This is a genomic window from Streptomyces sp. NPDC038707, assembly GCF_040636485.1.
Taxonomy (GTDB): domain Bacteria; phylum Actinomycetota; class Actinomycetes; order Streptomycetales; family Streptomycetaceae; genus Streptomyces.
In genome coordinates this window covers 65,324-81,882 of sequence record NZ_JBEZUP010000007.1, presented here as the reverse complement: position 1 = coordinate 81,882, position 16,559 = coordinate 65,324, and the positions used below count along the sequence as shown (strand labels likewise).

The window sequence follows — 16,559 nt, the reverse complement described above, 5'->3', positions numbered from 1 at the left end:
CCCGGCCCGTGCGCGGGGCCGGCCCGTCGGCCCGGACCGTAGGGCGGCTGCCCGGGCGGGCGACCCACGCGCCGGGGCCGGGTGGCGGAGGGCGGCGCGTGCTCCGGCGGCGGGTGCGGGGCGGCTCTCGCTGGCGCGGGACGGCCGGTGACGCGGGTCTCGCCGTCGCTGATCTCCAGGAGCGGCTCGCGCACGCGCGGGCCGGCCGGTGCGGGACCAGCCTCCGCTCCGGCTCCGGACCGCCCCGGCCGCCCCGGCGACCGGCCCCCACGAGCGCGGGGCGGACCCGGAGCCCTCGCCCCGTGGCCGCCCCGCGGGCCGTGCCGTCGCGGCCACCGGAATGCGTGCGTCCGCTTCCGTCCGTACCGGCGTGCGCGGGCCGGCGCCCTCAGCCGCGCGCCGTCACCGCCTTCTCGGGTACCTCTCCGGAGGTCCGCGCGGGCGCCGGCCGGCCCCGGCGGACCAGCACCATCACCGAAACGCCCGCCACCAGCCCGGCCAGGCCCGCCACCACCAGCGCGCCGTTCAGCCCGGACGCGAACGCGGACCGCAGGGTGTGCTCCGGGACCCCGCCGCGCAGCAGCGCCCCGGCGCCCCCGCCGGCGAGTCCGTGCGCCGCACCGTCCGGGAGCCGGCCCGTCATCCGCGAGGTGAGCACGGTGCCGAAGACGGCCACCCCGAGCGCGTACCCCAGCTGCCGTACGGTGTTCACCGCGCCGCCCGCCATCCCGGCCCGCTCGGCCGGTACCGAGGCCAGCGCCGCCCCGGCCACCGTCGGCGCCACCAGCCCGGTACCGACCCCGACCAGCGCGAATCCCGGCACCAGCGCCGTCCAGTCCGAGCCCGCGCCCAGCACCGCCTGGCCCAGCGTGCCCGCGCCGACCAGCAGCAGCCCGCCGCCGACCGTCAGCCAGGCGGGCACCCCGTGCAGCAACCGGCCCACCAGCACCGCCACCACCATCGACACCGCCGTCATCGGCAGCAGCGTCAGCCCGCCCCGCACCGGCGACATCCCGAGCAGTGTCTGCATCCACAGGGACAGGTACGGGACCCCGCCGAAGGCCACCCCGTTGAAGGCGAACGCGCCCAGCATCGTGCCGGTGAAGGCCGGCCGGCGCAGCAGCGAGAGGTCCAGCAGCGGATGTGCCACCCGCCGTTCCACCAGCACGAACACCACCAGGGCCAGCGCGGCGACGGCGAACGCGGCCGACGGGGCGGACGCCGTCCAGCCGTCCTCGCCGGCCCGTACGACGGCGTACGTCGCCCCGCCCGCGAACACGGCGAAGGCCGCCGTCCCCGCCCAGTCGACGCGCATGCCGCGCGGCCCGCGCGACTCCGGGACCGTCCGCAGCGTCAGCCACACCGCCACCACGCTCACCGGCAGGTTGACGAAGAAGATCCAGCGCCAGCCCGGCCCCTCGGTGATCAGCCCGCCCAGCACCGGGCCGACCGCCGCGGCCCCGCCGCTGACCGCGCCCCACACCCCGAGCGCGGCCGAGCGTTGCCGGCCCTGGTAGACCGACCCCAGCAGCGGCAGCGTCGTCGCGAACATCGCCGCCCCGCCGACGCCCTGCACCGCCCGCGCCGCCACCAGCACGCCCGGGTCGCTGGCCAGCCCGCACCACAGACTGGCCAGCGCGAACAGCACCACGCCCACCACGTGCACCCGGCGCCGGCCCAGGATGTCGGCCGCCGCCCCCGCCCCGAGCAGCAGCGCGGCCAGCGCCAGCGCGTACCCGTCGACCACCCATTGCAGGTCACCCAGCGACGCGTGCAGCGACCCCGTCATGTCCGGCAGCGCGACCACCACGATGGTCACGTCCAGCAGCAGCATGAACGTGCCCAGGCATATCGCCGTGAGCGTCCCCCAGCTCCGCAATCTCCTCAACTCCCTGTGCGAACGGCTGTGTTCCGCCGCGTACGATGACCGGACGGCGGCAGATCGGACGTCTCACGGCGCCGAACGCGACGGAAACCGACGGGGGAGCGCATGCTGCGGATGGAATCCGGCACCTTCGATCTGCTCGACCTCCAGCTGCTGTCCGCGCTGGAGGTCGACGGGCGGGCCCCCTTCAGCCGGATCGCCGCCGTGCTCGGCGTCTCCGACCGCACCGTCGCCCGCCGCTACCGCCGCCTGTGCGCCGAGGCCGGGCTGCGGGTCGTCGTGCTGCGGGACGCCGTACGGCTCGGCGAGGACCAGTGGATGCTGCGGCTGCGCTGCGCGCCCGACGGCGCCGCCGTCATCGCCGACGCCCTCGCCCGGCGGCCGGACACCTACTGGATCGGGCTGTGCTCCGGCGGCACCGAGATCGCCTGCATCACCCGGCCGCGCAGCCCCGGCGACCACGACGACCTGCTGCTCGGCAAGCTGCCCCGCACCCCGAGCGTCGTCGAGATCCGCGCCCAGCAACTGCTGCACCGCTTCTACGGCGGCCCGGTCGGCTGGCTGCCCAAGTTCCGGGCGCTGGACGCGGACCAGATCGCCGCGCTCCGCCCCGAGCCCCCCGAGCCGGGACCGGTGGTCCGGCCGGAGCCCGAGGACGCCCCGCTGCTCGCCGTCCTGGAACGCGACGGCCGCGCCGGCTACCCCGAACTCCAGCGCGCCACCGGCCGCTCCGAGTCCGCGATCAGACGCCGGCTGTCCGCCCTGATCGCCTCCGGCGCGGTCTACGTCGACATCGAGTACAGCACCGCGGCCCTCGGCCACCCCAAGTCGGCCATCCTGTGGATCACCACCTCCCCGGGCGCCCTGGACTCCGTCGGCCGGACCCTCGCCGGGCACGACGAGATCGCGTTCGCCGCCGCCACGGCCGGCCCCTCCCACCTCGTGGTCACCGCCGTCGTCCGCGACACCGCCGCCCTGTACGCCTACCTCAGCGGCCCCCTCGGCCACCTGGACGGGGTGCAGCACGTGGAGGCGACGCCCTTCCTGCGCCGGGTCAAGCAGCTGACCTACCGGCCGACGCGGTGACGTTCGCGCCGCCCGCGCCGGTCAGCCGCCGCTGCGCCGCAGCCGCTCGCCGCCCGCCAGCACCGCCGCCGCCAGCGCGTCCGCGGCGTCCCCGGCCGGGCCCCGGCGGCGCCCGTGCACCAGGACGAAGTCGACCTTGCCCAGGTCCGGCAGGCCCGCCCGGTCGGGCAGCCGGAACAGGCCCGGCGGGATCAGCCGCCGGGAGTGGGCCATCACCCCGAGGCCGGCCCGGGCCGCCGCGATCAGCCCGTTGAGGCTGCCGCTCGTGCACACGATCCGCCAGGGACGGCCGTGCCGCTCCAGCACCTGGAGGGCGCGGGCCCGGGTGATGCCCGGCGGCGGATAGACGATCAGCGGCACGGGCCGGTCCGCCTCCAGCCGCAGCCGTTCGGCTCCGATCCACACCAGGTCGTCGCGCCACACCAGCTCGCCGCGCGGATCCTCGGGGCGCCGCTTCGCCAGCACCAGGTCGAGCTTCCCGGCGGCCAGCCGCTCGTACAGCGTGCCGGACAGCTCCACCGTCAGCTCCAGGTCGACCTCCGGATGGTCGTAGCGGAAGCCCTCGAGGATCTCCGGCAGCCGGGTCAGCACGAAGTCCTCCGAGGCGCCGAAGCGCAGCCGGCCCCGCACGCGCGTGCCGGAGAAGAACGCCGCCGCCTGCTCGTGCACCTCCAGGATCCGGCGGGCGAACCCGAGCATCGCCTCGCCGTCCTCCGTCAGCTCCACCGAGTGGGTGTCCCGGGAGAACAGCTGCCGCCCGGCCGCGTCCTCCAGCCGCCGCACATGCTGGCTCACCGTCGACTGGCGCAGCCCCAGCCGCCGGGCGGCCTGGGTGAAGCTCAGCGTCTGGGCGACCGCCAGGAAGGTGCGCAGGTGCGTCGGGTCGTACACACCCCGAGCCTAGCGCGGTCATCACGGACCACGATCACAGTCAGAGCGGTGTACCGGATTCCCGATCGGCGGTGAGGGGAGGACGATGGAGGGGGGCCCTGCGGGCCCGGGACCGTACGACACAGAGCACCACGACAGAGCAATCGGAGCACCGTGACACGCCTGCGCCGGCCCAGTTGGCTGCCGATCGACCCGTACATCGTGCTGCTGCTCGGGACGGTGGGGCTCGCCGCCCTCCTCCCGGCCCGCGGCACCGCCGCCGACGTGACCTCGGGCGCCTCCACGGCCGCCATCGCCTTCCTCTTCTTCCTCTACGGCGCCCGGCTGTCGACCGGGGAGGCGCTGGACGGACTGCGCCACTGGCGGCTGCACCTCACCGTGCTGATCTGCACCTTCGTCGTCTTCCCGGTGTTCGGGCTGGCCGCCCGGGGGCTGGTGCCGGTCCTGCTGACCCAGCCGCTCTACCAGGGCCTGCTGTTCCTGACGCTGGTGCCGTCCACCATCCAGTCGTCCATCGCGTTCACCTCCATCGCCCGCGGCAACGTGCCCGCGGCGATCTGCGCCGGGTCCTTCTCCTCCCTCGCCGGCATCGTCCTGACCCCGCTGCTCGCGGCGGGACTGCTCGGCGGCGACGCGGTCGGGTTCTCCACGGACTCGCTGGTGAAGATCGTGCTCCAGCTGCTGGTGCCGTTCGTCGCCGGGCAACTGCTGCGGCGCTGGATCGGGGAGTTCGTCGCCCGGCACAAGAAGGTGCTGGGCCTGGTCGACCGCGGCTCCATCCTGCTGGTCGTCTACACCGCGTTCAGCGAGGGCATGAACCAGGGCATCTGGCACCAGGTCAGCCCGCTGCGGCTGGCCGGGCTGCTCGGTGTGGAGGCCGTCCTGCTGGCGGTGATGCTGCTCCTGACCTGGTACGGCGCCAAGGCGCTCGGCTTCGGCCGGGCGGACCGGATCGCCGTGCAGTTCGCCGGGTCGAAGAAGTCCCTCGCCTCCGGGCTGCCCATGGCGAGCGTCCTGTTCGGCAGCCAGGCCTCCCTGGCCGTCCTGCCGCTGATGCTCTTCCACCAGATGCAGCTGATGGTGTGCGCGGTCATCGCCAAGCGCCGCTCCCACGACCCGGAGGCGGCCGAGGACGCGTCCCCGCGCCCGGAGGACCCGCCCGCTGCGTCAGCCGCGGACCCGGTCCAGGGGCAGCCACACAACCGTGTCCTGCGCTGAGCGCAGCACGTCAGGGTCCGCCAGCTCCCCGTCGGTCAGCGCCCGGTCCCACACCCGCACCTCGTCCAGCGCGCCGGTGAGGAAGGCGCGGCCGTCCATGCGCTGACCGAGGTGCACCCCGAAGGGCGAGTTGCGGCTGACCGAGCCCGGCCGGTCCGCCGTGGACACGGCCGTACCGTCGACGGACAGCGACAGCAGCCCGCCGCCCCGGCGGAGCACGGCGTGGTGCCACCGGCCGTCGTTGTAGGCGGTCGCGGTGCGCACGGACGCGGACTGGGGCGAGGCGGCCGCGTTCCGTACCGTGATCAGTGCCTGCACCCGGTCGCTCGCCGGCTCCCCGCGCAGCCACACCTGCGGCTGGCCGGTGCCGATCCCGCCCATCCACAGCAGCGGCTGCTCCCCGGCGGTCGCCGTGTACCGGAACCACAGCGACACCGTGAAGTCCTCCGTGCCCAGCGGGAGCCCCGCACGGTACGGCAGCCGGACCGCGTCGCCCGTGCCGTCGAACTCCAGCGCGCTCCCCGACACACCGTCGGTCCGCCCGGGGCCGCCGAGCACCGCCGCCGGGCGGGCGTGCGGGGCGAGGTCGGGGGTGACCGGGCCGGGGCCGCGGCGCGGGGCGAGCGTGTCCTCGGTGAAGCGGGCGAAGCGGATCTCGTCCCGGGCGTCCGCCGTCCCGCCCTCGTAGAGCAGGCCGGCCGTGGTGGAGCCGATGCGCACCAGGTCCGAGTAGCCGGACCAGTCCGTGGTGACGACCGTGCCCCGGTCCGCGCTCTCCCAGGTCCGCCCGCCGTCCCAGGAGGAGCGGATCATCATCGTGCGGCGCCGGTCGGGGTCGCCGGGGCAGGCGAGCAGCAGCCGGTCGCCCAGCCGCAGCAGCGAGCCCTGCACCTGCGGGGTGTACAGGTCCGGCAGGCCGCGGAACGGCCCGGCGAAGGAGGTGCCGCCGTCGCGGCTGACGGCCTGGGTGCGGTGTCCGAGGTCGGTGCCGTCCTGCTCCCGACCGCTGACCAGGACGGAGCCGTCGGCGCGCTCGGCGAGGGTGAGTTCGGAGGGTTTCTGCCGGAAGGTGCCGTCGGCGGCGATGGGCCAGGTGTCGGTGGCGCCGATCCGCCAGTGGCCGCCGTGGTCGTCGCTGACGATCAGCGCCGCGTGGTTGGCGGTGACCCTCGTGCCGTCCCAGGTCTCGGTGTTGACGCCGAGGACCAGGCGCCCCGCGTACCGGCCGCGGGTGAGCTGGATGCCGTGCACGGGACCGGTGGCGTACCAGGAGTTCCAGTGGGCGGGCAGGATCTCGGGGCTCAGATCGCGCGGCGCGGACCAGGTCTCGCCGTCGTCGTCGCTGTACTGGAGGTGCGGGGTGCGGTCGCAGGGCACCCGGCAGCTGGCGCCGTCCGTACGGCCCGTGTTGTACGTCTCGGCGAGCCAGATCCGGCCGGTGTCGCGGTCCACGACGGGCGCCGGGTTCCCGTGGGTGTCACCGGCGCCCTCGGTGACGACCTGGAGCGGCCCCCAGGTGCGCCCGCCGTCGGTGGAGCGCTTGAGCACGATGTCGATGTCCGCGGCGTCCCCGCAGTTGAGGACCCGGCCCTCGGCGAACGCCAGCAGGGTCCCGTCGGTCGTGCGCACCACCGCGGGGATGCGGAAGCAGGCGTAACCGGGATCCTGCGCCGCCTTGAACAGCACCTGCTGCTCGAACTCCGCTGCCGGGGAGGCCGGCTGGGCATGGGCGGGGGACAGGGGCAGGAGCAGGCCGGCGGCGAGGGCGAGTACGGATCCGAGGCGGGCGCTGAGGCATGACGGCACGGTGCGACCCGCCCTTCGTCGGCCGGACATACGGACATCCGGACATCCCATGTCAACGTGCGCTCCACCGAAGGTAGTTGCGGGCCGCGCGGCTCACAAGAAGCGTGCACTCACGGGCGCAGGACGACCTTGCCGAGATTGGCCCGGGCGGTGATCACCCGGTGCCCCTCCTCCGCCTGGGCCAAGGCGAACCCCCCGTGCACGGCGGGCTTCAGGGCGCCTTCGGCGTACAGCCGCCACAGCTCCCGCCGCCACCGCTCGTACACCTCGGGCCGCTCACGGGCGACCAGTGCCATCTGGAAGCCGATCACCGACTTGGCGCCCGTCAGCAGGTCGTACGCCGCGATCGTGCCGCCGCCCGAGCTGTAGGCGACCAGACGGCCGTGCGGGGCGAGCGCGGCCAGGGCCGGGGTGAGCAGCTCGCCGCCGACGGCGTCCAGGACGCAGTCGACGGGTTCGCCCCAGCTTCCGTCGTCGTACCGCACGCAGTCGTCCACGCCGAGGGAGCGGACGAAGTCCGCCTTCGCGGCGCCGGAGACGGCCCCCACCACCCGGCCCGCGCCCCGCGCCCGGGCGAGCTGCACCGCGAGGTGCCCGACGCCGCTCGCCGCCGCCGTGACGAGGACCGACTCGCCCGGCGCGAACCGCGCGGCCTCCAGCGCGCCGTACGCCACCAGGCCGCTGCGCACGAGCGCGACCGCGGTGACGAAGCCGGCGTCGTCCGGCACCGGCGAGGCCATGGCCTCGTGCATCACGGCGTAGTCGGCGTACCCGTGGCCGAAGCACAGCCCGGTGACCCGGTCGCCGGTCCGGAAGCGGGCCGCACCGGGGCCGGTCGCCACCACCTCGCCCGCGACCTCCCCGCCCAGCGGCACCGGCGCGGCGGCCTCGGTCACCTTGCGGACCATCGGCAGGGTGAGACCGACGGCGGCGCAGCGCACCAGCAGTTCGCCCGGGCCGGGCTCGGGGACGGGCGCCTCCTCCAGGAACAGGGGGCCGGCGGGGGACTCGTACCGGACGCGACGCATCGCACACCTCCTCGGGCCGGGCACGCCGGCACCGTCGGTCGCGGGAGCGTTCGCCGGGAACTCCCACGGATTCATTGGGGGTCCCAACGGTAGGGGAGGTTCGTTGGGAAGTCCAATGGTTCTTCGGTTACGCTGCGGTCATGGCCGAAGCACCCCTGCCCGCGATCCGTTCCCTGCCGAGCTGGCTCCTGGGCCGGGCCGCCGCCCGGGGCCGCGCCCTGGTCGCCGACGCCCTGGCGGCCGAGGGGCTGCGGATGTGGCACCACGTCGTCCTCTCCGCCGTCCGCGACCTCGCCCCGGTCGCACAGGCCGACCTCGGGCGCAGCGTGAGCCTGGACCCCAAGGACGTGGTCGGCATCCTGAACGACCTCCAGTCCCAGGGCCTGGTCGAGCGCGCCCCCGACCCCCGCGACCGGCGCAAGAACGCCGTCAGCCTCACCGACGACGGCGCCCGGCTCCTCGTCCGCTGCGAGAAGGCCGCGCGCGAGGCCAACGACGAACTGCTCGCCCCGCTGTCGGCCGTCGAACGGGAACGGTTCCTGGAGCTGCTGGCCCGCATCTCCGGGGTGACGTCCACGGCGGGCTGACGCCGCCGCCCGGGGTTCCCGTCAGCCGTGGGCGGCCGGCTCCCGCAGGGCGATGCGGTGGTCGCCCGCGTACACGTTCATCGAGGTGCCGCGCAGGAAGCCCACCAGGGTCAGGCCGGTCTCCGCGGCCAGGTCCACCGCCAGCGACGACGGCGCCGAGACGGCCGCGAGCACCGGGATGCCCGCCATGACCGCCTTCTGCGCCAGCTCGAACGACGCCCGGCCGGAGACCATGAGGATCGTCCGGGACAGCGGCAGCGCGTCGTTCCGCAGTGCCCGGCCCACGAGCTTGTCGACCGCGTTGTGCCGGCCCACGTCCTCGCGGGTGTCCAGCAGCTCCCCGTCCTCGTCGAACAGGGCCGCCGCGTGCAGACCCCCGGTCCGGTCGAACACCCGCTGGGCCGCCCGCAGCCGGCCGGGCAGGTCCGCCAGCAGTTCCGGGGTGACCCGCAGCGGGGGAGTGTCGGCGAGGGGCCAGCGCGCCGTCGTCCGGACGGCGTCCAGACTGGCCTTGCCGCACAGGCCGCACGAGGAGGTGGTGTAGACGTTCCGCTCCAGGGTGAAGTCCGGGAGGGCGAGGCCGGGGGCGGTGCGCACGTCGACCACGTTGTAGGTGTTCGAGCCGTCCGCCGTGGCCCCCGCGCAGTAGACGATGTTCCGCAGGTCCGCCGCCGTGCCCAGCACGCCCTCGCTCACCAGGAAGCCGGCCGCCAGCGCGAAGTCGTCGCCCGGGGTCCGCATGGTGATCGCGAGCGGCTTGCCGTTCAGCCGGATCTCCAGGGGTTCCTCCGCGACGAGCGTGTCCGCCCGGGTGGAGACCGCCCCGTCCCGGATGCGCAGGACCTTGCGTCGTTCCGTGACTCGTCCCATGTTCCGATCAGCCCCGGTTCTGTGCGTGCTGGCCGCCGACCGTCCCATTGTCCTGCACCTGGGGCACGCATCACCCGCAGGGGGGTCCGCTTACATGGACGTCCGACCGTCTGACCGGAGGCCACAATCCCGGCGCCCGTTTCCTGTGGCCTCACCTGCCGCCGTACCGGCCGGTCACTGCGCACACTGGTGGATCCCGCCACCCACGGCAACGAGGGGATCTCCGCAATGAACGGCTCGCGCATCGTCGCCATCGGCCACTACCAGCCCGCCCGGGTGCTCACCAACGACGACCTGGCGGCCCTGGTCGACACCAGCGACGAGTGGATCCGCGGCCGGGTGGGCATCCGGACCCGGCGCATCGCCGGCCCCGACGAGCCCGTGGACGAGCTGGCCGCGCACGCCGCCGCCAAGGCCCTCGCCGCCGCCGGCCTGACCCCGGACGACATCGACCTGGTCCTCGTCGCCACCTCCACCGCCATCGACCGCTCCCCGAACACCGCCGCCCGCGTCGCGGCCCGGCTCGGCATCCCCGGGCCCGCCGCACTGGACGTCAACGTGGTCTGCGCCGGCTTCACCCACGCGCTCGCCACCGCCGACCACACCCTGCGGGCCGGCGCCGCCACCCGCGCCCTGGTCATCGGCGCCGACAAGATGTCCGACGTCACCGACTGGACCGACCGCAGCACCTGCGTCCTGGTCGGCGACGGGGCCGGCGCCGCCGTCCTGACCGCCTGCCCGCCGGACACGGAACCCGGCATCGGGCCCGTGCTGTGGGGCTCGGTGCCCGAGATGGGGCACGCCGTGCGGATCGAGGGCACCCCGCCCCGGTTCGCGCAGGAGGGCCAGAGCGTCTACCGCTGGGCCACCACCCGGCTGCCGGCCATCGCCCGCCAGGCCTGCGAGAAGGCCGGGGTCGCCCCCGAGGACCTCGCCGGGGTCGTCCTGCACCAGGCCAACCTGCGGATCATCGAGCCACTGGCCGAGAAGCTCGGCGCCGTGAACGCCGTGGTCGCCCGCGATGTCACCGAGTCCGGCAACACCTCGGCCGCCAGCATCCCCCTCGCCTTCTCCAAGCTGCTCGAACGGGGGGCCCTGCGCAGCGGCGACCCGGTCCTGCTGTTCGGGTTCGGCGGCAACCTGTCGTACGCCGGGCAGGTCGTGCGCTGCCCCTGAGGACGTCCGGCGAACGGACCGCGCGCGGCTGCGTCTTCCGTCGTCGCGCCCCGCGTCCGTCCTGGCGCCTCCCAGACCGGGATCCCGTGCGCCGTAGCGGAGATCCTGTGCACTGTAGCTGGGATCCTGTGCACCGTAGACTGTAGACGAAAGACAATCGATACTGAGCGTCCATCGTCCACGCGTTCAGACCCGCCCAGGAGGACCGCGATGTTGTCGACCGGACTGCCGCAAGGGGCGGTACCCAGGCTGGAGAGGCCCGGCCCGCTGCGCGAGCGCGTGTACGAGGCGCTGCTGGAGCTGATCACCACCCGCGCCCTGCGGCCCGGCCAGCACCTGGTGGAGAGCGAACTCGCCGGGCACCTCGGTGTCTCCCGGCAGCCCGTGCGCGAGGCGCTGCAGCGGCTGAACACCGAGGGATGGGTCGATCTGCGGCCCGCCCAGGGCGCGTTCGTGCACGAGCCGACCGAGGAGGAGGCCGACCAGCTGCTCACGGTCCGCACCCTGCTGGAGGCGGAGGCGGCCCGGCTGGCCGCCGCGCACGCGGACAGCGCCGGCATCGCCGTCCTCGAAGAACTGTGCGCCGAGGGCGAGCAGGCCGTGACGGCCGAGGACGTGGACCGCGCGGTCGCCCTCAACGCGGCCTTCCACGGCAAGGTGATGGAACTGGCCGGCAACACCGTCCTCGCCGGGCTCGCCGCCCAGGTGGACCGGCGGGTCCGCTGGTACTACACCCCGGTGGCCCGGCAGCGCGGCGGCCAGTCGTGGACCGAGCACCGGGAACTGATCGCCGCCATCGCCGCCCGGGACGAGCAGCGCGCCACCCGGCTGATGCGCGAACACACCGAGCACACCCGGCGGTCGTACCACGAGCGCGAGAGCGCCTGAGCAACGCGCACCGGGCGTTCCCCCCGTCCGGCCGGGAACGGGGGGAACGCCCGGGGCATGACGGCTCGTCGGACCGGCCGGCCGTCAGGCGGCCGGACGCGGCCTCGGCGCCGGTACCCGGTCCGTGCCGCCCCGGCCCGGCTGCCGCAGCAGCAGGGCGAGCCCCGCCGCCACCATCGAGACACCACCGGCCAGCGCGTAGGCGCCGTCGTACCCCCAGGCGCCGACCACCATCGAGCCGAGGCCGCCGCCGAACAGGCCGCTGATCAGTTTGCCGCTGTACACCAGGCCGTAGTTGGTGGCGTTGTAGTTCTCGCCGAAGTAGTCCGGGGTCAGCGCCGCGAACAGCGGATAGAACGCGCCGCCGCCGAAGCCGGAGAGGAAGGCGAAGAACAGGAACAGCCACTGGTTCTTCGCCTCGCCGGCCCAGATGACGCCGAACTGCGCGAGCCCGAGCACCACGATGACGAACACCAGCGTCGTCCTGCGGCCCCACAGGTCCGACAGCCAGCCCACCACCGCGCGCCCGATGCCGTTGATGACGGCCATGACACCCATCGAGGACGCGGCGACCAGGGGACCGAAGCCGACCTCCTTGGCGTAGTCGACCTGGAAGGAGATCCCGAAGATGGACACCCCCGCGGTCATCACGATCATGACCCACATCAGCGGCAGCATCCCGGTCCGCACCGCCTCCCCGGGCGTGAACTGGCGCACCGCGGGCGGGTTCTTCACCAGGCTTCTGGCACTGGCACTGGCACTGGCACCGGCACCGGCACCGGCACCGTTCCCGGGACGGGCCAGTGGGTCCACATCGGCCGGCCACCAGTTCTTCGGCGGGTCCCGGAAGAAGAACGCGCAGACCGCGACCACGACCAGCACGTACCCGCCGATCAGGTCCAGCACCTGCTCGAAGTTCCCGGTGTCGAAGGCGTAGTTGAAGATGAAGATGAACGGCAGCGACCCGTAGGCGAATCCCCCGTTGACGAAGCCGGTCTTGGCCCCGCGCCGCTCCGGGAACCACTTGCCGACCATGTTGATGCACGTGGCGTAGATCAGCCCGGAACCGACCCCGCCCACGACCCCGAAGCCGACGATCGCCGGCACGACGTCACGCAGGTGGGCCAGGGCCAGGAAGCCGAGCAGGCACATCACGGCGCCCATGTACATCGCCCGGCGCGCCGTGAGCAGGCCCCGCTCGCGCAGCCAGCCCGCCGGGAACGCGATGCCCGCCTGGAAGAAGATCCAGACGCTCAGGATCCAGAACGTGTCGCTCTGGGTCCAGCCGTGGGCCGCGGACAAGGTGTCCTCCGCGGAGCCGTAGGCGTACTCCGAGACGCTGATGGCCATCATGGAGAGCCAGGGGAGGTACACCATGAGCTTGCGGGAGTGACCGAGGATGTCCCGGTCCGTCTCGCCGACGCGGTAGACCCGGCCGCGGGCGTCGGTCACCTCGCGGTAGGTGTTGTGGTGCGACCGGTCCGGCTCGGCCGGGACTCTCCGTGTCTTCATGTGATCTGACGTCATGTCAGGCCAGCTCCTCGCCGGTGGGGGGAACGGATGGAGGACGGACGGTGCGCCGGACGCGGGGTGGGGCCCGGCGCCGTGCGGAGGAGGAAGGCGGGTACGCCGTACTCGTGGTGCCGAGGCACCGGGGGCGGGCTGAACCCGTGGTGCCGAGGCGCCGGGCGGGGTCCCGGCCCGTGGTCCACCGGGCCGGGACCCCGCCGGGTCACCTCATGAACCGCCCCGCAGCAGGCCGGCCGCCCGCGCCCACCGGTACTTGGCACCGAGCACGGCCACCGGCGTCTCGGTCGTGTACGGATACGCCACGACCCCCCGCTCGAACAGGTACCGGCAGGCCTCCTCGACCTCCACGTCCCCGGCGAGGGAGGCCACCACCGGCTTCTCGACACCGCGCTCGCGGAACTCGGCCACCACGCGCGCGGTCAGCTCCGCGAACACCATCGGCGGGGTGACGACGGTGTGCCAGTAGCCCAGGACCAGGGCGTGCACGCGCGGGTCCGCGAGGCCCAGCCGGATCGTCGCCTCGTACGTCGACGGCGGCTCGCCCCCGGTGATGTCGACCGGGTTGCCGGCCGAGCCGAACGGCGGGATGAACCGGCGGAACGCCTCGTCCAGATCGGGCGGGATCTCCATCAGCGACAGCCCGTTGTCCGTCACCGCGTCCGACAACAGCACCCCGCTGCCGCCCGCGCCGGTGACGATGACGACGTTGTCCCCCTTCGGGGTGGGCAGCACCGGCAACGCGCGCGCGTACTCCAGCAGGTCGTTCAGACCCGGCGCCCGGATCACCCCGGCCTGCCGGAGGATGTCGTCGTACACCGCGTCGTCGCCCGCGAGCGCCCCGGTGTGCGAGCCGGCCGCCTTCGCGCCCGCCGCCGTACGGCCCGCCTTCAGCACCACCACCGGCTTCCTCGGCACGACCTCACGGGCCGCCGCCACGAACGCCCGCCCGTCCTTGAGGTCTTCCAGGTGCATGGCGACACACTCGGTGCGCGGATCCTCGCCGAACCAGGTGAGCAGGTCGTCCTCGTCCAGGTCGGCCTTGTTGCCGAGGCCGACGATCGCCGACACCCCCGTCCTCGTGGTGCGCGCGAAACCGAGGACGGCCATGCCGATGCCACCGGACTGCGAGGTCAGCGCCACCGGACCCTTGACGTCGTACGGCGTGCAGAACGTGGCGCACAGGTCCTGCCAGGTGGAGTAGTAGCCGTAGATGTTCGGACCGAGCAGGCGCACGCCGTACCGCTCGGCGATCTCCACCAGTTCCGCCTGGAGCGCGTGCTCGCCGGTCTCCGCGAACCCGGACGGGATGAGCACGGCGTTGGGGACGCCCTTGCGTCCCGCCTCCTCCAGCGCCGCCGCCACCAACCGGGCCGGGATGGCGAAGACGGCCACGTCCACCTCGCCGGGCACCTCGGCGACGCTCCGGTACGCCTTGCGGCCCAGGATGTCGTCGGCCCTCGGGTTCACCGGGTGGATGTCACCGGCGAAGCCGCCGTCGATCAGGTTGCGCAGCACCGAATTGCCGATCTTTCCCGGCTCGTTGGAGGCACCGATCACGGCGACCGCCCGCGGCCGCATCAGCCGGCGCATCGAGGTGAGGATCTCCTCGCGGCTGTACGTCCGCCGGGGTGCGGGCGGCCGCTCGGCGAGGATGATCCGGATGTCGGCGGCGACCGCGCCCCGGGGCGTGGCGATCACCGGGTTGAGGTCCACCTCCGCGATCCCGGGGAAATCCGCGACCAGTTCGGACACCCGCCGGATCTGCTCGGCCACCGCCCGCCGGTCCACCCCGGCGCGCCCCCGGACCCCGCGCAGGATCTCCGCGGCCCGGATGGAGTCCAGCATCGACAGCGCCTCGTCGGCACCGACCGGCGCGAGGCGGAACGTCACGTCCTTCAGCACCTCCACCAGCACCCCGCCCAGCCCGAACGCCACCACCTTCCCGAACGCGGGATCGGTGACCGCGCCGACGATGACCTCCTGGCCGGCCGGCAGCAACTCCTGTACCAGCACGCCCTCGATCCGGGCCCCGGCGTCGTGGGCGCGCGCGTTGCCGACGATCTCGTGGAACGCGGCCCGCACCCGCTCCGCGCCCTCCACCCCCACGACCACCCCGCCGGCCTCGGTCTTGTGCAGGATGTCCGGTGAGACGATCTTCAGCACCACCGGCCCGCCCAGCCGCGCCGCCGCGGCCACCGCCTCGTCCACGTCCCCGGCCAGTTCCTCGCCCGGTACGGCGATCCCGTACGCCTCGGCGACCACCCTGCCCTCGGGCGCGGTCAGCGCGGTACGGCCCTGGGCCCGCACCGACTCCAGCACCGCCCGCACCCGTTCCACCCGGTCCGCGTCCATCGCCTCAGATCACCCCGTCCGACTTCAGCAGGGGCAACTCGTCCACGGCGAGTCCCAGTTCACCGGCGTAGACCTCCTCGTTGTGCTCGCCGAGCAGCGGTGAGGCGGTCACCTCCACGGGGGAGTCGGAGAGCCTGATCGGGCTGCCGACGGTGACGAACTCGCCGCGCTCGGGATGCGGGACGCGGACCACCATGCCCTCGGCGGCCAGCGAGGCGTCCTCGATGATCTCCTTGGTGGACAGGATCGGGCCGCACGGGATGTCGTGCGCGGTCAGCCGTTCCAGCACCTCCCACTTGGGCAGCGTGGCCGACCACTCCTCGATCAGCTGGAACATCTTGTTCAGCTTCGGCAGCCGGGCCTCCGGTGTGGCCCATTCGGGGTCGTCGGCGAGTTCGGGCCGGCCGATGAGCTCGGTGACCGGCCGCCAGCCGACGGGCTGGACGATGACGTACACGTAGTCGTTCGGGCCGCCCGGCGCGCACCTGACCGCCCAGCCCGGCTGACCGCCGCCGGACGCGTTGCCCGAGCGGGGGACCTCCTCGCCGAAGTCCTCGTTGGGGTATTCGGGCAGCGGCCCGTGGGCCAGGCGCTGCTGGTCGCGCAGCTTCACCCGGCACAGGTTGAGCACGGCGTGCTGCATGGCCACGTCGACCCGCTGCCCGCGCCCGGTCCGCTCCCGCTGGAACAGGGCCGCGAGGATCCCCGCCACGGCGTGCACCCCCGTCCCCGAGTCCCCGATCTGGGCCCCCGTCGCCAGCGGCGGCCCGCCCTCGAAGCCGGTGGTCGCCATCGCCCCGCCCATGGCCTGCGCCACCACCTCGTACGCCTTGAACCGGGTGTACGGGCCGTCCCCGAACCCCTTGATGGACGCGTACACGATCCGTGGGTTGATCTCCTGGACGCGTTCCCAGCCGAAGCCCATCCGGTCGACCGCGCCGGGCCCGAAGTTCTCGACCATGACGTCCGAGCGGCGGATCAGCTCGGTGAGGATCTCCTTGCCGCGCTCGGTCTTGGTGTTCAGCGTGATGCTGCGCTTGTTGCAGTTGAGCATCGTGAAGTACAGGGAGTCGACGTCCGGCAGGTCCCGCAGCTGCCTGCGGGTGATGTCGCCGGCCGGCGCCTCCAGCTTGACGACGTCCGCGCCGAGCCAGGCGAGCAGCTGGGTGGCGGACGGCCCGGACTGGACGTGGGTCATGTCGAGGACCCGTATGCCCTCAAGTGCCCTGGCGGTCATGGGCG

13 protein-coding genes are annotated in these 16,559 nt (G+C 73.9%); 5 read left to right on the top strand and 8 right to left on the bottom strand.

The window, feature by feature from the left end:
• Window positions 1–388: 388 nt before the first annotated feature.
• Window positions 389–1,879 (bottom strand): MFS transporter, encoded by a 1,491-nt coding sequence (locus AB0E62_RS12245; protein ID WP_362191456.1) that lies wholly within the window; start codon window positions 1,877–1,879, stop codon window positions 389–391.
• 111 nt (window positions 1,880–1,990) lie between these two features.
• On the opposite strand from AB0E62_RS12245, the gene AB0E62_RS12240 reads away from it, so the two are divergent.
• Window positions 1,991–2,971 (top strand): Lrp/AsnC family transcriptional regulator, encoded by a 981-nt coding sequence (locus AB0E62_RS12240; RefSeq protein WP_362191455.1) that lies wholly within the window; start codon window positions 1,991–1,993, stop codon window positions 2,969–2,971.
• A 21-nt stretch (window positions 2,972–2,992) separates the two neighbouring features.
• On the opposite strand, the gene AB0E62_RS12235 is transcribed toward AB0E62_RS12240, so the two are convergent.
• Entirely contained in the window at window positions 2,993–3,862 is an 870-nt protein-coding gene (locus AB0E62_RS12235) for a LysR substrate-binding domain-containing protein (protein ID WP_362191453.1), read from the bottom strand.
• Window positions 3,863–4,015: 153 nt separating this feature from the next.
• Here AB0E62_RS12235 and AB0E62_RS12230 point away from each other — a divergent pair, with 153 nt between their 5' ends.
• A complete protein-coding gene (locus AB0E62_RS12230; protein ID WP_362191451.1) occupies window positions 4,016–5,080 on the top strand; it encodes a bile acid:sodium symporter family protein in 1,065 nt (354 codons plus the stop codon).
• Here the strand turns inward: AB0E62_RS12230 and AB0E62_RS12225 are convergent.
• Window positions 5,030–6,886, bottom strand: a complete 1,857-nt coding sequence (locus AB0E62_RS12225) for a sialidase family protein (RefSeq protein ID WP_362191449.1) — start codon at window positions 6,884–6,886, stop codon at window positions 5,030–5,032. The two genes, AB0E62_RS12230 and AB0E62_RS12225, sit on opposite strands and share 51 nt — an antisense overlap.
• A 110-nt stretch (window positions 6,887–6,996) precedes the next feature.
• Entirely contained in the window at window positions 6,997–7,914 is a 918-nt protein-coding gene (locus AB0E62_RS12220) for a zinc-binding dehydrogenase (protein WP_362191447.1), read from the bottom strand.
• 140 nt (window positions 7,915–8,054) lie between these two features.
• Between AB0E62_RS12220 and AB0E62_RS12215 the strand changes: the two genes are divergently transcribed.
• Window positions 8,055–8,501 carry a MarR family winged helix-turn-helix transcriptional regulator gene (locus tag AB0E62_RS12215; RefSeq protein ID WP_362191445.1) on the top strand — a complete coding sequence of 149 codons (447 nt, stop codon included), beginning with the start codon at window positions 8,055–8,057 and terminating at the stop codon, window positions 8,499–8,501.
• A 21-nt stretch (window positions 8,502–8,522) separates the two neighbouring features.
• Here AB0E62_RS12215 and fdhD read toward each other — a convergent pair whose 3' ends face one another.
• Entirely contained in the window at window positions 8,523–9,371 is an 849-nt protein-coding gene (gene fdhD, locus AB0E62_RS12210; protein ID WP_362191443.1) for a formate dehydrogenase accessory sulfurtransferase FdhD, read from the bottom strand.
• A 228-nt stretch (window positions 9,372–9,599) separates the two neighbouring features.
• Between fdhD and AB0E62_RS12205 the strand changes: the two genes are divergently transcribed.
• Together AB0E62_RS12205 and AB0E62_RS12200 are read left to right on the top strand one after the other, a co-directional pair.
• Complete coding sequence (locus tag AB0E62_RS12205) at window positions 9,600–10,547, top strand: beta-ketoacyl-ACP synthase III (protein ID WP_362191441.1); 948 nt, start codon at window positions 9,600–9,602, stop codon at window positions 10,545–10,547.
• 210 nt (window positions 10,548–10,757) lie between these two features.
• Entirely contained in the window at window positions 10,758–11,435 is a 678-nt protein-coding gene (locus tag AB0E62_RS12200) for a GntR family transcriptional regulator (RefSeq protein ID WP_362191439.1), read from the top strand.
• An 84-nt stretch (window positions 11,436–11,519) separates the two neighbouring features.
• Here AB0E62_RS12200 and AB0E62_RS12195 read toward each other — a convergent pair whose 3' ends face one another.
• From AB0E62_RS12195 to frc, 3 genes are all read right to left on the bottom strand, one after another.
• Complete coding sequence (locus tag AB0E62_RS12195; RefSeq protein WP_362191437.1) at window positions 11,520–12,962, bottom strand: OFA family MFS transporter; 1,443 nt, start codon at window positions 12,960–12,962, stop codon at window positions 11,520–11,522.
• A 210-nt stretch (window positions 12,963–13,172) separates the two neighbouring features.
• Window positions 13,173–15,317 (bottom strand): acetate--CoA ligase family protein, encoded by a 2,145-nt coding sequence (locus tag AB0E62_RS12190; protein ID WP_362191435.1) that lies wholly within the window; start codon window positions 15,315–15,317, stop codon window positions 13,173–13,175.
• 4 nt (window positions 15,318–15,321) lie between these two features.
• Window positions 15,322–16,554 carry a formyl-CoA transferase gene (gene frc, locus AB0E62_RS12185; RefSeq protein WP_362191433.1) on the bottom strand — a complete coding sequence of 411 codons (1,233 nt, stop codon included), beginning with the start codon at window positions 16,552–16,554 and terminating at the stop codon, window positions 15,322–15,324.
• Window positions 16,555–16,559 lie beyond the last annotated feature (5 nt).

Excerpts from the sequence above, each read along its gene's own strand:
- AB0E62_RS12205 (WP_362191441.1), top strand. The coding sequence starts at position 9,600 with ATGAACGGCTCGCGCATCGTCGCCATCGGCCACTACCAGCCCGCCCGG.
- fdhD (WP_362191443.1), bottom strand. The coding sequence starts at position 9,371 with ATGGGACGAGTCACGGAACGACGCAAGGTCCTGCGCATCCGGGACGGG.
- AB0E62_RS12215 (WP_362191445.1), top strand. The coding sequence starts at position 8,055 with ATGGCCGAAGCACCCCTGCCCGCGATCCGTTCCCTGCCGAGCTGGCTC.
- frc (WP_362191433.1), bottom strand. The coding sequence starts at position 16,554 with ATGACCGCCAGGGCACTTGAGGGCATACGGGTCCTCGACATGACCCAC.
- AB0E62_RS12195 (WP_362191437.1), bottom strand. The coding sequence starts at position 12,962 with ATGACGTCAGATCACATGAAGACACGGAGAGTCCCGGCCGAGCCGGAC.
- AB0E62_RS12200 (WP_362191439.1), top strand. The coding sequence starts at position 10,758 with ATGTTGTCGACCGGACTGCCGCAAGGGGCGGTACCCAGGCTGGAGAGG.
- AB0E62_RS12240 (WP_362191455.1), top strand. The coding sequence starts at position 1,991 with ATGCTGCGGATGGAATCCGGCACCTTCGATCTGCTCGACCTCCAGCTG.
- AB0E62_RS12220 (WP_362191447.1), bottom strand. The coding sequence starts at position 7,914 with ATGCGTCGCGTCCGGTACGAGTCCCCCGCCGGCCCCCTGTTCCTGGAG.
- AB0E62_RS12190 (WP_362191435.1), bottom strand. The coding sequence starts at position 15,317 with ATGGACGCGGACCGGGTGGAACGGGTGCGGGCGGTGCTGGAGTCGGTG.